Genomic DNA, 17,026 nt, shown 5'->3' with positions numbered 1-17,026 from the left:
TTTTTAAAAAGAAGGTGCTTTCAAATCAATTTGCTAGCGGCGACCCACTGTGGAAACGAAACTCATCATCCTGCGCCAGAATCAACTCAGCCTCTAACTCACCAAAGTACTTTACGCGCTCGCTAATATCCTCAGGTGAAACCAACTGTGCTAATGCAAGATAATCTTGATAGTGGCGGGCTTCAGAGCGCAGCAGTGACACATAAAACTTACTCAGCTCACCGTCTAAATAGGGCGCCAACTTAGCAAAACGCTCGCACGAACGCGCCTCAATATACGCCCCCACAATCAGCTTATCCCGCAGGATATCTTTCTCATGGGTGGTTACATAGCTCATCATGCCTTTGGCATAACGGCCTGCGCGAATATTACGATACTCAATGCTGCGTTTGTGCATCAATTCCAATACTTGCTCAAAATGATGAAACTCTTCTTTAATCAAGCGGATTAAAGGTGAAACCAAATTAGCGGCAAACTTAAAGTTTGGCTTAGGCATAAGTTCGGCCACCAGCTCATTCTTTTTCACATCGCGCGCCAGAAAGCTCACCACATCATGATCTTGCGAATAGATAAACTCTTCATAGGGTTTAGCCCACGCCAACAGAGCTCGACCACTGTCTTTATCTAACGCATATTTTCGTAGCAAAAATATCGCCGTCTGGGCCGCTTTTAACTCACAGTTACAATGATCGATAAGCAACTCATCCAAGGAATCTGATTTAATCGCGACATCAATCCAAGTTTGCGGTGTTTCACAACGAAGAAACGCGTGGATGGGGGCAAGAAGTTGCTGCATGGACTCACTCAATATCATTCTGAATATCGCGCTATTTTACGCATATTTACTCATAAGCTATAGCATTAGGCTTCAGTAAACTTGACGTGCCGAACTTTTTGTTCAATAAATAATCTACACTCTAAAGAACTGAGATCCTGATCACACAGCTTCTCACTTCTGTATGTGTCACCAATCGGCAGTTAAAGGGACAGGACACCATTTTAACCTCGATTGTGGAGCTGTTATCAGCTCGTCTGACGTTTGGCGAGCCATTCATCAATGCTGAACAAGGATAATTATAATGATATTGAATCACTTAATGGGGCTATACACTCATCCTAAACAAGAGTGGCACACAATTGAAAAAAACCATGAGGCACTAAAAAGTAGCTTAAGTCATGTGGTACTGATCGCCTTAATTCCTGCGATTTGCAGTTATATTGCTACGGCTTACATTGGTTGGAACCCAGGCGCCGGCGATCCGATTTACCTCACACCTCAAAGCGCCATGTTTATGTCAGCTGGCATGTATTTAGGTCTGATTGCGGGCGTATTCGCCCTCGCCTATTTGGCCTATTGGATGGCAAAAACCTTCGATGCAAACCCAACCTACACCCAAGCGTTAGAACTCGCATCCTATACCGCTACGCCATTGTTCATGGTCGGTTTAGCCGCATTGTATCCAGTGCTGTGGTTTATCATGATAGTGGGATTGATTGGTTTGGCTTACTCAGTGTACTTACTGTACGCGGGTGTGCCGATCATTATGAATATCCCTGAAGAGAAAGGCTTTATCTACGCCAGTTCTATGGTGACCGCAGGTTTAGTGCTGTTAGTGGGGCTAATGGCAACCAGCGTTATCTTATGGAGCCTAGGCTTTGGTCCTATGTATCAATAACAACTCAAATAAACTGTCACTCACACCAGCCAATAGCTTTATCGCTGATTCATAAAATAAAAAAGAAGGCCTAAAGGCCTTCTTTTTTGGGTCTAATTAATGATCAGAATAACTTAGCTTAATTCAACTTAGCTTCGTTGAGTTGAACTGTTTGACTCATTCCATCAAACGAATTCAATCAAGCCAATTCTATCAAATCATTCGAAAGAATCACGCAGCGCTACGGTTAAGTTAAACACGAGTTTATCAGCTGATGAATCTTTGCTGTCAGCACAGAAATAACCTTCACGCTCAAACTGATAAGCTTTTTCTGCTGGTGCATTTACTAGGCTTGCTTCAGCAAAACCGTGCACAACCACTAATGATTCAGGGTTTAATACTTCGTCCACAGTCTCAGCCGCTGCTGGGTTAGGATCGGTAAATAAACGCTGATATAAACGGAATTCAGCAGGCTTGGCAGTAGATGCCTCAACCCAATGGATCACGCCTTTGACTTTACGGCCATCAGCAGGGTTTTTACCTAAGGTTTCAGGATCATAAGTGCAGTAAACCGTCGTGATATTGCCTTCGCTGTCTTTGTCACAACGCTCAGCTTTAATCACATAAGCATTACGTAAACGCACTTCTTTGCCTGTCACAAGGCGTTTGTATTGCTTGTTGGCTTCTTCTCTAAAGTCAGCCACATCAATCAATATTTCGCGGCCAAAGGCTAATTCGCGCGTCCCCATGCTCTCATCATTTGGATGAGCGGCCGCTTGAATATACTCAAGTTCACCTTCAGCATAGTTTTCGATGATCACTTTCAATGGACGTAATACGGCCATAGCACGAGGTGCATGTTCGTTCAGTTCTTCACGAATACACGCATCTAACATGCCGACTTCAATCATATTCTCTTGCTTAGTCACGCCGATACGTTGGCAAAACTCGCGAATTGACGCAGGCGTGTAACCACGGCGACGTAGACCAGCAATCGTAGGCATACGTGGGTCGTCCCAACCTGACACTAATTTGCGAGTCACAAGGTCGTTTAGCTTACGCTTAGACATCAAGGTATATTCAAGATTTAAGCGTGAAAACTCGTATTGACGAGTACGATTCGGCGCTTGAAAATCGTTCAAATTATCCAACACCCAGTCGTATAAACGACGGTTGTCTTGGAACTCTAATGTACATAAAGAGTGGGTAATATGTTCTAACGCATCAGAAATACAGTGGGTAAAGTCGTACATTGGGTAAATGCACCACTTGTCACCCGTTTGGTGGTGATGGGCAAAACGAATGCGGTAGATGATAGGATCGCGCATACACATGAATGGCGACGCCATATCAATTTTGGCACGCAGCGCACATTCACCTTCTTTAAAACCACCGTCGCGCATCTTAGCGAATAAGGCGAGGTTCTCTTCGACTGATGTGTCGCGGAAAGGACTGTTTTTACCTGGCTCTTTTAACGTGCCACGGTATTCGCGGGTTTCATCAGCATTCAAGAAACACACATAGGCCAAACCTTTATTGATCAGTTCAACCGCATATTGATGTAACTGATCAAAATAGTTTGATGAATAGCGCACGTCGCCATCCCACTGGAATCCAAGCCAACGCACATCCGCCTGAATAGAATTAACATAATCAATGTCTTCTTTTTCAGGATTAGTATCGTCAAAACGTAAATTACACAGACCGTTATAGTCTCGCGCTATCCCAAAATTTAAGCAGATAGATTTAGCATGACCAATATGAAGATAGCCATTCGGTTCCGGCGGGAAACGAGTCTGTACACTCGTGTGCTTACCGCTTTGTAAATCTTCATCTATGATATTACGAATAAAGTTACTCGGACGTACTTCAGTGTCCACATGACTCATGGAATTCCTCTTTGCGAACAATGGCAATTTTAAGAAAACCAGCATGATCCTACAGATCACTACTAGTTACAATGCCTAGTGCTAAAAACTATGGTTTTTGACCGGCTGGGTTATAGCCGCGATAGTAAAACAATAAAAGCAGCCATGAAAGCTGCTTTTATCTTTGACCTAACTAAGCTGACATTTATTACTCAGTCATGCTGACTCAGTAAATCTTACTCGGTAATGATGCGGATCCCCGGAATGATCTGCTGGGTTCTTCTGCCCTTACGTTTCAGCCATTGATAAAAGGCCACTAACGCAAAGAGGAAGAAACCAATCCACAGACTCGATTGCACAGGATGTTGCGTAAAGGTTGCCGCTTGATAGACTACCGTCGCCGAGCCATAGGCCAGTGAGAAAGTCCACGTTGCCGCAAATGTCGCCCAACGGGAGCCAAACTCATGCACTAAAGCGCCCATCGCCGCAACACAAGGGGTATACAGCAAGATAAACAACAAGTAAGAGAACGCCGCAATTTTACCACTGAAACCAGCTTGCAGAGCACCGAAGGTCGATGTTGCCACGCCTTGCTCTTCCGCTATCGCTTCTTGATTGGTCAAATCACCAACAGACAGTTTTAACGGATCTTCAAGATCTAACCCAAACAAGTTTGCTGGAATCGTCGCTAGAGCCGCATTAAAGCTTTCACTCAAGGGTGTCAGCTCTTCATCAGCGGGCGCTGCACTGCTGTACAAGCTGTTTAAGGTACCGACCACGGCTTCTTTGGCAAAAATACCTGTGATAATACCGACCGTTGCTGGCCAGTTATCCTGTTCTATACCCATCGGTGAGAAGATTGGCGTGATTTTTTGGCTCGCAACACTCAACAAAGATGCTTGGCTGTCTTCATGGCCGAAAGTGCCATCAACACCAATAGCATTGATAAAGTTTAATAGCGTCACCACCAGCACAATGGTTTTACCCGCACCTAAAATAAAGCTCTTAGTGCGTTTACCTGTACGGGCCATTACGGCTTTGAGTTTTGGCATTTCATAGCTTGGCAATTCCATCACCACAGCGCTACTGGTACCGGGTAACAGTGTGCTTCTGAGTAATAAACCCGTACCGATAGCGGCAAAGATACCAATAACGTAAAGCAAGAAGACTAAATTCTGCCCAGAATCGGGGAAGAAAGCCGCGGCAAATAACGCATATACTGGCAGACGTGCACCGCAAGACATAAATGGCGCCATCATACCTGTGACAATACGCTCACGTTCACTGCCTAAGGTCCGCGTCGCCATAATCGCCGGCACAGAACAACCAAAGCCGACAATCATAGGCACGAAAGCTTTACCAGGCAGACCGATGCGGCGCATTAAACCATCGACCACAAATGCGGCGCGCGCCATGTAGCCAGAGCTTTCAAGCACCGACAAACCAAGGAATAAAGCAGCAATCACCGGAATAAACGTAGTGACGGTTTGAATACCTTGGCCAACCCCACCCGCTAGAATAGTAACTAACCAAGCTGGAGAGCCCATGTTCGTCAAGAATGCGCCAAAGTGATCGACAAACAGCGCGCCCGCAAATACATCGAAGAAATCGATAAAAGCACTGCCAATGTTGATGCTGAACATAAACATCAAATACATCACAAACAAGAACACAGGAATGCCTAGCATGGGATGCAATACGAGTTTATCTAATTTGTCACTGAGGGTGAGAAATCCCGACTCTTTCACTGAACCTTGAAACACTTTTTCAACGAAATTAAAGCGCGTGGTAGCCACCATCACTTCAATATCATGGCCTTGCGAAGAGATAATCTGGGTACAGGTATTCACTTCATCCTGCAGCTCAGCATTCTGGCAGCTGCCACAACCTGAACCATTGCCTAACATAGCCAAGGCACGACCACGGCTTAATTGCGCGTCTTTGCTACAAAGTAACTGCACGCCCGCTTCAATTTGTTCATCATAATGCAGCATTAATGGCGCTTCAGAGACTCGGCCTTGCAGTAAATCGAGTACCTGCGCTTGCACTTTTTCCACATCGGCAGGATCGCGAGAGCACACCCCAATCACGGGGCAGCCCAGCTCTTTGCTCATTTTCTTTAAATCGACTTTGATACCGCGTTTGACTGCAGAATCGATTTTGTTCAACACCACCACCATTGGGATCGCGAGTTCACGCAATTGGGCAGTGAGGTATAAGTGACGTTCGATGTTAGTGGCATCGACTAAATTGATAATGCCATCGACGCGTTGCTCGGCGAGATATTGCTGCGCAATTTGCTCATCGAGTGAACAATCGCAACTATTGCCCGCAGGCAGAAGATCGTAAATACCCGGTAAATCGGTCAGATAGACATCGGCACCGTTTAAGGTGAAATGACCAGTCTTTTTCTCGACCGTCACACCAGACCAGTTACCGACTTGTTGATTCGCGCCGGTTAGCGCGTTAAAGAGCGTCGATTTACCCGCATTCGGGTTACCGACTGTGACGCAATGAAACTGCTTAGTCATTCGCCTTTTCCACCTCAATGATGTCTGCCAAATCTCTGCGCATACAAAGTTTACTACCACGAATATCCAGTTCGAGACCAGAGCCCATAGGTGCGTATCGGATCAATGAAAAACGCGTATTCGGCGTGATCCCCATGGACAACAACTTACGCTTCACGGTTTGTGGCAACGCTAAACGTCCCACTTCAGAAATAATACCGCGATCACCGGGACTGAGTTCGCTTAACTTCATTACGTATTCCACCTTGCAACAGGTTCAGCTCGAAAAACTGCGCCCATTGTAACTGAGCGATGACCCTAATAACTTTACCTAGATCAAGATTTTTGACTGGTAACGATAATAGTTTTCAATTGTGTTGGGTATTATGTGACAAAAATACCAATGAATAAACGGCCAACTGAAAATAAAAATTCACGCCCAAGTGCCCAAGACGGTTATGCGATCGACAGAAGTCAAAAAGCTGTGAACAAATCCCCTACCGAAGCAAACGTGATCAAGGTCACGCTTCCTCTATATCACCAGTAAAATCATCCCTCTTTACAGTGAAAAGACCAAGGAATGTTAAGCGCCTGTCACACATTTGTTCTAATATTAACCAAGTTTAATAAGCTAAATTAGTAATGTCGAAAGCGTTAAAATAACAAATATAAATGCACTCGGGAAAAGATGAACATGGAAATAAGGCTAAAGTTCAAAAGCATAGCTAAGGCTATGCTATGTATTTTGTTATCAATCGTCAGTATTTCGGCCTCGGCGACACCTTGGGATGACAAAAAACCAGAGGACGTTGTCGCGACATTAGACAAAAAATTCGCCGAAGGTAAGTATTCCGCCAAAGGGGCTGACACTTGCCTAATGTGTCACAAAAAAAGTGCCGTGGTCATGGCCATTTTTGATGGGGTTCATGGTAATCCCAATGTAAAAGCTTCCCCCATGGCTGATTTGCAGTGTGAAGCCTGCCACGGTCCGTTAGGGAATCATAACAAAGGTGGCAAAGAGCCAATGATCACCTTTGGCGAAAACTCTCCTGTTCCCGCGCAAAAGCAAAACAGTGTTTGTATGAGCTGCCACAATGACAGTCAACGTATCGCGTGGAAAGGCAATCACCACGATAACGCCGATGTTGCCTGCGCAAGTTGCCATCAAGTTCATACCGCCAAGGATCCTATCAGCGATAAAGCCAATGAAGTCGCCATTTGTACTCAGTGCCATACCCAACAAAAAGCCGATATGCACAAACGCTCAGCCCATCCATTACAGTGGCAACAGATGGTGTGCAGTGACTGCCATAATCCCCACGGCAGTTTGAACGATTCCAGCTTGAAGCAAATGAGTGTCAACGAAAATTGCTATAGCTGCCACGCCGAAAAACGCGGCCCTAAACTGTGGGAACATGCCCCCGTCACCGACAACTGTGCTAATTGCCACAACCCCCACGGCAGCGTGAACGAAGCCATGCTGATCAGTAAGCCGCCGCAGTTGTGTCAACAATGCCACGCCTCAGATGGTCATAGCAGCAATGCCTATTTTGGCAATCAAACCAATGCCTTCACTTCAGGTAACTCCTGTATGAATTGCCACGGGCAAGTGCATGGTTCTAACCATCCTTCTGGCAAATTGCTACAGAGATAACAAGGGAATGATCATGCGAACAGCTAAAATGTCTCACCCTAGTGCTTGCTTCTCACTCACTTTGTTAGCATGGGCGATAAGCTGTGTTTTGACTCAAGCACATGCCGACGGTTATGAGCTACAACAGGCGAATCGAAGTGGCATTAAGACACAGGCATGGAGCTGTAAGCAATGCCAACCTAAGACAGGGCATAGTGGTAATGTCAATGCCACTCTCGCTTATAACGATGGCGAGGACAGCCGTTTCGGTAACCGCACAGGGACAGATAATGATGGTCTCGTTGCCGCCGTCGGTACGGATATGGTGTACAAAACACCGTCAGGTTATCAAACTCAGTTGGTCGCGGATAAGTTAGGTTTTGATGCGGGCTCAGCCAAGCTCACAACAGGAAGGCCGGGGAACTATCAAATCAACTTAGGTTATAGAGGCTTAGCTAACTATAACCATAATCAACTCAAAAGCCCTTATACCTCATCGCAAGATAAGATGTTGTTGCCCGATAACTGGATAACAGGTGGCACAACACAATCTATGCCTATGCTACAGAGCAGCCTTGTTGGCCAAGATTTAAGTATTCAACGTGATCGCTTTATGAGCGGTGGTTATTATGCCGGAAAAATATCACCCGAAAGCGACCATTCCAGTCACTACAAAGCATCATTAAACTATCAACATGAAGACCGCAGCGGCGCCAAAAAGACCAGCGCCAATATACTCACCAATAGCGTCATGCTCGCCCAACCTATTGATGACAGTACCGATGAAATCGATGCCAGAGTCTATTTTAATGGCACTGGCTGGCAAGCTGGCATCAATAGCCAAGTCAGCCAATATAAAAATGATCACCAAGCCATGCAATGGCAATCCGCCTACACGCCCACCTTTGGCGCGGCATACTTAGGCCAAAATGCAGTCGACCCCGATAGTAAAGCCTATCGCGTTGCCGCAGAAGCCTCAGGGGGAGCGAATGGTCAGAATGTGCTAATGCACGCAGGCTTTAGCCGTATGACCCAAGATGACGCCTTTATTCCAGCCACCATCAATGGCCCATCACCTATCCTGCCTGCAGATACCTTAGATGGCCAAGTGGATATTATTGAAATGGTCCTTAAATATTCGGGCCGGATCACCCAAGACTTAAGCGTACAGGCTAGCTACAACTATCAAGACAGAGATAACAAAACGGCCAAATTAGACTTCCCACAAATCATCATCGACAGTATTAACCAAGGCACTGCTCAAAATAGCCTTTATGATAAGCGAACCAAAAAACTCGAACTAAAAGGCAAGTACCGTTTCACCTCAGCCTCCTACGTCGAAGCGGGCTATAGCCGCAACGAAAACGATTACACTGAACTCGACCGCCAATCCGTCGACGAGTCCGGCGTGTTTGCTAAACTGAGCTATCGCTATTCCCCTGCTTGGTCAGCATGGTTGAAAGGAGAAGCACTAGAGCGCGATGGCAGTGAATACGATCCCGTCACGACCACTCAAAGTCAAAGCAATCCTTGGCTACGTAAATCCTACCTTGCCGACAGAAAAAGACAAAAAGTCACCTTACACACTGATTATCAAACTGATATCGGCCTCTCGCTGGGCGCCAGCTTGCACAGTGTCGATGACGATTATCACCATACCCAAGTGGGTCTCACTCAAGTGTCCTACCTAGGTTATGACGTATCGGCCCAATATGCGCTGAGTAACGATCTTCATTTCACCGCTTTTGTTAACCAAGATTGGCGCGACTCAGATCAAGCGGGCAGTAACCGCTTTTCAACGTCCGATTGGTACAGCACTGCCGAAGAAAAATCGACTCTAATTGGGGCTGGTTTCAGTTATCAAAACCTGTTCGATAATCACCTCGACATTGGCTTGGACTACAGCTATTCCGATGGACAGAGTGATACCGAAGTCATCTACGGCATCACTAGTCCCTATGGCGACTTTTACGCCCGCAAACACAATTTGAATGCCTACGCCAAGTATAGGTTTGCCGACAGTATGTCGCTGCGCGTCGATTGGTTATTTGAGAAATATCAAGATGCTAACTGGCAAAATCAAGGCACAAGTTGGGACACGATTCCCAACGTACTCAGTTTTGGTGATATGGGCCACGACTACAATGCTCACTACTTAGGTTTGACCTTAAGCTACCAAATGTAACTTAGGCACTGACAGCGCATTCCAAGGATAGAAATATGAACAAGTTTGCAAAAATGAGCACTCAATTCAGTCTGATGCTGGCCTTAGTCTCGCTATTAAGCGCCTGTGGCGGTGATAAGGGCCAAGATGGTAATCCCGGTGAACCCGCAAAACCACCCGCATTAATCATCACTAGCCTAAAGGTCATGGTCGATAAAGTCGCGATAACAGATGGCATTGCTCAAGTGGATTTTCAAGTGAGCAATCAAGATGATGAAGCCGTCATTGGTGTCCCATCGGCGACGTTTATTGCGGCGCAGCTTCTCCCCCAAGGCTATACAGGTGCGGGAAATAGCAGTGAATGGCAACATTTTACCGCTGAAACCTGCGCGGCAACTTGCCCAGGCAGTCTCACAGATCATAAAAACGGTCACTACAGTTACACCTTCAGCGCCACGTTTAATGGCATGAATGGGGTGACGTTTATGCCGGAAGCGACCCAAAGAATGGTGGTCAAAATCGGCGGCGATAAACTTGCAGATAACACGCCCTTGCCTATTACCAATCAACATTATGACTGGCAAACTTCTGGGGATAATGTCGCTTACACCCGCAACTTAGTCACAATAGAAACTTGTAATAGTTGCCACAGCAATCTTGCTTTCCATGGCAGTAAATATAATCAAATCGAAACCTGCGTCACCTGTCATAACAGCAAAAAAGTCAGTAATCCTGCGGATATTTTCCCGCAAATGATCCACAGCAAACATTTAACCGGTTTCCCGCAACCCATTAGTGACTGCCAAACCTGTCATGTCGATAAGGCAGAGTTAGCTGAGCAGCAAAACTGGCACAGAGTCCCAACCATGCAAGCCTGCGGCGCCTGCCATACACAAATCAATTTTCCCGCAGGCGAAGGACACCCAGCGCAGGCCGATAACAGTAACTGCGTGGCGTGCCATAATGCAGACTGGACCGTAAGCGTTCACAGTGATGAAGACAAAACTGCGGCACTGATGCAATTTAGCCCAAGCATCACCAGCGCCAGTATGGATGCCAATGGTACAGTCACCGTCGCGGTTAAATTGATGAACCCAGCTACTGGCAGCGTCTACAGCGACAGTGCCGATAAGCTAAAATTCATCAATGATTTAAGGGTATATGCCAACTGGGGAACCAGTTTTGATTATGCCACTCGCTCTGCCCGCTCGATTAAGCTGCCGGAATCCACCCCAGTGTCAGGCTTAAATGGCATTTATACCTATACGATTTCGGGTCTTACTGTGCCTGCGGGCACTGAAGCGGATCACGGCGGACTCGCGATTCAAGGCCGAGTCTGCGCCAAAGACAAAGTACTCGTTGATTGCACCACTGAACTGGCGGAAGTGTTAGTGATTAAAGCCAGCCACAGTTATTTTGATATGGCAGCATTAAGCAGTACGGGTCGCCGCACTGTTGTCAGTAATGCAAGCTGCGGTAATTGCCATGGCGATCAAAAGCTTAATATCCATGGCTCACGTAACGATCTCGGTGGTCAATGTCAACTATGTCATAACGCCAATATGCTGGCTGATGCGACGGCGGCAAATCCTTCCACCACGTCATTTGACTTTAAGCAGCTGATCCACGGTATTCACACCAGCCAATTCGCAGGTTTTGAAAACCTAAACTACCCAGGAAAAATCGGTAACTGTGCCCAATGCCATGTTAACGATTCTGCGGGGATATCTACCGTCGCCCTTCCTTTAAATTCAGCAGTACAACCCCTTGCCCTCGATAACGGCACTTTTACCAGCCCGATTGCCGCTGTGTGTAGCAACTGCCATTCAGATACCAGCACTCATAACCACATGGCTCAGCAAGGTGCTGTTTTTGCTGGCACAAAAGCTGATGCAACCGCAGGAACTGAAACCTGTGCTTTCTGTCATGGACAAGGCGGAGTCGCAGACGTGTTAAAAGTGCATCCCATAAACTAAGCCTATGATGCTGGCCTAAAAAGGCCAGCAACTGCAGATATAAAAGGAACTCATACTATGCAGTCATCTACTCCTAAAGAAATAGTCAGATCTCAGTCACATTAACCACCTAAAGTGACTGATTAATACCAGTGACTTAGTTAGCCTTACAGATGGAAAACTAATTCCACACATCTTATGCGGGTAATGAGATTTATTCTTATCTACCAAGCGTTTGATGATGATTACAACTATTGCAGGGAAATATCATGATGAAACGGTTCAATTTCAATGCCGCAACAAAAGCGATGTTGGGTGCCGGTTTACTCTCTCTACTACTCGCCGGTTGCGGTGGTAGTGACGGTAAAGATGGTGAAGACGGTAAACCGGGTCCGGTAGGCTTAGATATCAGTCAAGCCACCACACTCAAAGCCACACTTGAAGATGTAAAAATTGACAGCGGCACAGTCAGCGTCGACATAGTGCTAACGAATGCGAATGGCGTTCCTGTAACAGGCCTAGAGCAATACGCTCAAATCAATGCCATAGGATTAGGTATTGCAAAACTTACCCCTGAAGGTGGCAAGGGTTATAAAACCCCTCAATGGGTCAGCTATATCAACTCAGTGAAAGCGGCAGATCCTGCACGTAGCCTGGCTAATTATAGCTATACCGATGGTAAAGATAGCGCTGGCAATCCGATTATCAAAGAAGTGAAATTCACTCCTGGTGATGCCATTCAAGCGAACATAGAATCTAGCTGTAAAACCACTTGCCTAACTGTGGTAGATAGTGGTGTTTACCGCTATACCTTCCAAACTAACTTAAGCACGTTACCCGCTATTGAAGGTCTAGATTTAACCTACGACCCAACATTAGTGCACCGTATTACGTTAGAGCTGCAAACCGATGGCAGTAAAGATGCCAAGTTAGTGAACAGTCATATCGATTTCTTACCAAGCGATAACTTTAGAGAAGCCAAGGCTGAAGAAACGCGTACTGTTGTCGATTTAGAAGCCAACTGTATTAAGTGCCACAGCACAAACTACAGCGATACTTCCTCTACCGCTAAACCATTAGCACTTCATGGCGGAAGACGTATTGCGATTGCAAACTGTCAAGTTTGTCATACCAGTTACAGTAAAGATCCAGAAACAGGCTCATCAATTGATTTAGGTGCCATGGCTCACGCCATCCATAAAGGCACTTATACCATGGTAGGTTACAGCGGCACAGCCTATGACTTTAGCGGCACTATGGCGAAAGCCGCTGCTGAAAATGGCTATCCACAATTCCGCGAAGGTAAAGACACTTCCGAGCGTGTCACTCTGCCAGTGTCAATAGGTAGTTGCCAATCTTGCCATAGCACAGATGCTAAAGGGCCAGTTGATGCTGATAACTTTAAACATCACAGAGGCTTAGCTTGTGCATCTTGTCACATGTCAGGTTTCAACCCAGTTGATAATAGTGAATGGTTAAAGCCACCTGAAGGTCAAAAAGACCGTGGTTTCGTCGGTAACTACTTCCACTACTATGCAACGCCTGAAATTGACGGTATTCCAGGTGCAAACCTAGTGAATGTATTCCAAACCGGTGGCTGTGCTTCATGTCACGCCGAACAGGGTGAAGAAGGCAGCGCTAAATATCACTTAGCCAAAGCCAATGCCACTAAGTTACTGCGTACTGAATATGCCTATAAGTTAGAAAACGGCACATTTGATGCGACGAAAGGTGAGCTAACGTTCACAGTGGACTGGCACAGTGATGTTGCACCACATCAAGATCCTAAAGTGAAAGAATTTTGGGTCAGCCTAGCGGCGTTTGATGGCAATGAATATACCATGGGCCCACGCCCATCTAACGGTACGCTAGGTCGTAGCGAAAGCCGTATTTCAGTGAACTTAGCCAAAGTTGAAACTAACGCTAACTTAACAGCGACCGCTAATGGCTCAAAAGTGACGTACACTTTGACGGGTATTACGGCAGTGATTAGCGCCTCATCTGTACCATACAAACAAATTGTGAGTATTGGTAAAGGCTTTATGGACGGTAAATTGCTGGTTTGTGCAAACTCAGCAGAACTCGATCCAACAATGGATGCGGCGATTGATTGCACCAGCACTGATGCGCCTATCTACGAAGTGATTGTAGGCAGTAACAAAGCTTCATTCTCTGCCGATGCAAGCAATGTCACCGCACGTAGTGTCGTTGTCTCTGAGGCTAAATGTGCTAACTGTCACGGTGAAAAAGCCGACTTCTCAGACTCCCATAAGCTGACTCATGCGACTGATAAGCCTGACAACAGTTGTGGAACTTGCCACTCAGCCGTACCAAATACCGCGGTAGCTTTAGCCGATGGTAGTTGTGTTGCTTGTCACAATGGCGCACCTGCTCACAGTAAAAAGCCGTTTGAACGTGGTTTTGACTTCAAAGTCATGATCCACCAAATTCACGCAGATACTCGCAGTGTTCGTCGTTTAACAACAGATGCAGCAACCTTCCCTGAAAACCCAGCGAACTGCGCAGCTTGCCATGATAAAGGTCAACTCAGCTTAACTAAACTAGGCGATAAACCTGCATTCTTGGCAAGTACAGGTGAATACTCACCTACTGTAGCAGCTTGTGCTTCTTGTCATGCGACAACCGCTGCAGACAGTGCCGTCATAGGTCACTTCGAAACCAACGGTGGTGTGTATAACGGTGCTGCTGGCACTTATACCCCAGGTAGCGAAACCTGTGCGACCTGTCACGGTGAAGGAAAGTCATTTGGCGTGGATAAAGTTCACCCAGTGAAATACTAATATGAACCAGAGTCACGACTGAGCACTTAACCACTTTGGGTTAATCAAATTAGTGACTCACATTAAGCTCAGCAAAATCCCCCGCAGTGCGGGGGATTTTTTTGTTTCCGATAACACTAAGTTAAATAATACCAACCTCAGTTTTACAACACTAAACCCAGCTACAGCACATAGCTAAAATCCGCTGTTTTTTTGATCTGAAATCGTTTTTACCTCTCGCTTTAAATACCTCTTTAGAAATAGAAAGATCCAAGTCACACATTAGCAAAGGCCTTGGAGATTTTAAGGTCATGTTAGGTTAGCCTTTCCTTGGGGAATTCTATTTCCAGCATCCACTTAAGTCGCTTCTAGTGACCAAAAACACAGACATAGAATCTGTTGGCTCTAGAACACAGCGTTTAAGCAATGCCAAACCTATGCAGGGAAAAAAATGATGAACGCACAAACAACTAAAATCGCACTGCTGTTAGCAGCAAGTGCAGTCACTATGGCCTTAACTGGCTGTGGTGGCAGCGATGGTAATGATGGTAATCCCGGTGAACCTGGTGGCGAACCTGCTCCAGCGATTCAAACCCTTAATTTCACGTTTGATAAATCTGTCGTCACTAACGGTGTACCGAGTGTTGAGTTTACCGTGACTAACGAAGATGATTTACCCGTCGTTGGTCTCCAAAAAATGCGCTTCGCCGCAGCACAGTTGATCCCACAAGGGGCCACAGGTGCCGGTAATGCCTCGCAATGGCAATACTTTGGTGATGAAACCTGCGATGTCGCAGCAACATGCCCAGGGACCTTTATTGACCAGAAAAACGGTCACTACAGCTATACCTTCAACATGAACCTGACCGCTAACGCTAAAATCACCTACAACGATCAGTTAGCTCAACGGGTGTTAATCCGCGCTTATAACACGCCGTTACCCGATGGTACTCAAGTCCCTAACAGTAACGCCTTTGTCGACTTTACTGCCGATACCGGTGCTGCACCGACATACAGCCGCAAAATTGTGGCCACTGAAAGCTGTAATACCTGTCACCAAGATTTAGCCAATGTGAAACACGGCGGCGCGTACTCAGATGTTAACTACTGTGCAACTTGCCACACAGCTGGCAAAGTTGGCTTAGGTAAAGAGTTCAATGTTCTCGTTCACGCTAAACACAAAGACCTGACTTTAGGTTCATTGGAAAGCTGCCAAAGCTGTCATGCTGCAAACGATGCCGCGCCAGATTGGGGTAATTGGTCACGTATTCCAACTGCCGCTACCTGTGGAAGCTGTCATAGCACAGTGGACTTCGCCGCAGGTAAAGGCCATTCACAACAACTAGATAACTCTAACTGTATCGCTTGTCATAACAGCGACTGGACTGCCGAGCTACACACAGGCAAGACTGCTGACAAGAAAGCCGTTATCGCTCAGTTAGGTATGCAAGCGACTCTCGTGGGTCAAACTGATGATACTGCGGTATTAACCGTCTCTATCTTAGACAAAGACGGTAAAGCGATTAATGCGGCAACGGTTCAAGACAAGATTAAACGTTTAGAAACTGTCACTAACGTTGGCCCTAACTTCCCAATTATGGGTTACAACAAGAGCCCAGGTAGTGGTGCGGCGAAAATTGCTAAAGACTTAGTCAAAGATGGCGCACTACAAGCTGGCGTGACCTTAGTTGACGGCAAACTGGTTTTCACTACACCTGCCCTGCCTTTCGGTGCTGGCGATACAGATACGGCCTTTACTTTTATCGGTCTGGAAATGTGTAGCACAGGTACTAGCTTAACGGCATGTACCGTTGATAGCGCAACCACCAGTATGAAAGCAGAGCTCGCCTTTGGTACTAAATCAGGCAACGCCCCAAGCATGCGCCATGTTAACTCAGTTAACTTCAGCACCTGTCAAGGCTGTCACAGCGATACCTTCGAAATCCACAAAGGCCACCATTCAGGTTTTGTGATGACAGAGCAAGTATCACATGCAAAAGATGCGAACGGTAAAGCGATTGTCGGTGTTGATGGTTGTGTCGCGTGTCATACACCTGATGGTACTTATGCTTCTGGTGCTAACAAAGGCGCATTCGAGATGAAACTGCACGTGATCCACGGCGAGCAAGGTGTCATCAAAGAATGTACCCAATGTCACAACGATTTCAACCTAGATGCATTCAAAGTGAAAGGCGCGCTGGCAACATCAGCAGGTAAATACACCACGCCAATCACAGCCACTTGTACTTCATGCCACACGCCAGAATCCATTGGCCACGGCTTAGAAAACATGGGCGCGATTGTGAACGGTGATTATGTTCAAGCTAACCAAGCGGCGCAGTCAGAAACCTGTTTCTACTGTCACAAACCCACACCAACAGATCACACTCAGGTGAAAATGTAATTTGCCCAAGCAGGGGGAGCTAGCTCCCCCTTTCTTGAATTTTGTTGGGACAAATTG

10 protein-coding genes are annotated in these 17,026 nt (G+C 46.3%); 6 read left to right on the top strand and 4 right to left on the bottom strand.

The genetic code is table 11. The features are described from left to right. Positions 1–25: 25 nt before the first annotated feature. The gene (gene miaE / locus BM607_RS02505) at positions 26–796 is read right to left on the bottom strand and encodes a tRNA isopentenyl-2-thiomethyl-A-37 hydroxylase MiaE (RefSeq protein WP_012588031.1); all 771 of its coding nucleotides are present in this window, start codon (positions 794–796) and stop codon (positions 26–28) included. A 283-nt stretch (positions 797–1,079) separates the two neighbouring features. On the opposite strand from miaE, the gene BM607_RS02500 reads away from it, so the two are divergent. Beyond that, on the top strand, positions 1,080–1,676 hold the full coding sequence (locus BM607_RS02500) for a Yip1 family protein (protein ID WP_006081117.1): 597 nt from the start codon (positions 1,080–1,082) through the stop codon (positions 1,674–1,676). Positions 1,677–1,873: 197 nt separating this feature from the next. Here the strand turns inward: BM607_RS02500 and glnS are convergent, their stop codons facing one another. The 3 genes from glnS to BM607_RS02485 form a co-directional block, all read right to left on the bottom strand. Continuing rightward, the gene (gene glnS, locus BM607_RS02495; protein WP_006081116.1) at positions 1,874–3,544 is read right to left on the bottom strand and encodes a glutamine--tRNA ligase; all 1,671 of its coding nucleotides are present in this window, start codon (positions 3,542–3,544) and stop codon (positions 1,874–1,876) included. 215 nt (positions 3,545–3,759) lie between these two features. Then, complete coding sequence (gene feoB, locus BM607_RS02490) at positions 3,760–6,054, bottom strand: Fe(2+) transporter permease subunit FeoB (protein WP_071939001.1); 2,295 nt, start codon at positions 6,052–6,054, stop codon at positions 3,760–3,762. Continuing rightward, complete coding sequence (locus BM607_RS02485) at positions 6,047–6,286, bottom strand: FeoA family protein (RefSeq protein WP_006081114.1); 240 nt, start codon at positions 6,284–6,286, stop codon at positions 6,047–6,049. The genes feoB and BM607_RS02485 overlap by 8 nt, the downstream gene beginning before the upstream one ends. 435 nt (positions 6,287–6,721) lie before the next feature. Between BM607_RS02485 and BM607_RS02480 the strand changes: the two genes are divergently transcribed. The 5 genes from BM607_RS02480 to BM607_RS02460 all read left to right on the top strand — a co-directional run bounded on the left by BM607_RS02480 (position 6,722) and on the right by BM607_RS02460 (position 16,969). Continuing rightward, complete coding sequence (locus BM607_RS02480) at positions 6,722–7,687, top strand: DmsE family decaheme c-type cytochrome (RefSeq protein ID WP_086010627.1); 966 nt, start codon at positions 6,722–6,724, stop codon at positions 7,685–7,687. A gap of 13 nt (positions 7,688–7,700) precedes the next feature. After that, the gene (locus BM607_RS02475; RefSeq protein WP_071939002.1) at positions 7,701–9,851 is read left to right on the top strand and encodes an MtrB/PioB family decaheme-associated outer membrane protein; all 2,151 of its coding nucleotides are present in this window, start codon (positions 7,701–7,703) and stop codon (positions 9,849–9,851) included. Positions 9,852–9,886: 35 nt separating this feature from the next. Beyond that, a complete protein-coding gene (locus tag BM607_RS02470; RefSeq protein ID WP_071939003.1) occupies positions 9,887–11,806 on the top strand; it encodes an OmcA/MtrC family decaheme c-type cytochrome in 1,920 nt (639 codons plus the stop codon). A gap of 248 nt (positions 11,807–12,054) precedes the next feature. Continuing rightward, positions 12,055–14,586, top strand: a complete 2,532-nt coding sequence (locus BM607_RS02465; protein WP_071939004.1) for an OmcA/MtrC family decaheme c-type cytochrome — start codon at positions 12,055–12,057, stop codon at positions 14,584–14,586. A 430-nt stretch (positions 14,587–15,016) separates the two neighbouring features. Continuing rightward, positions 15,017–16,969, top strand: coding sequence for a cytochrome C (locus BM607_RS02460; RefSeq protein WP_071939005.1), 1,953 nt, complete (start codon positions 15,017–15,019; stop codon positions 16,967–16,969). Positions 16,970–17,026 lie beyond the last annotated feature (57 nt).

It is taken from the genome of Shewanella sp. SACH, from assembly GCF_001887095.2.
Classification (GTDB): Bacteria; Pseudomonadota; Gammaproteobacteria; order Enterobacterales; family Shewanellaceae; genus Shewanella; species Shewanella baltica.
The sequence above is the reverse complement of the archived record's forward strand: the minus strand, read 5'-3'. Positions and strand labels throughout refer to the sequence as shown.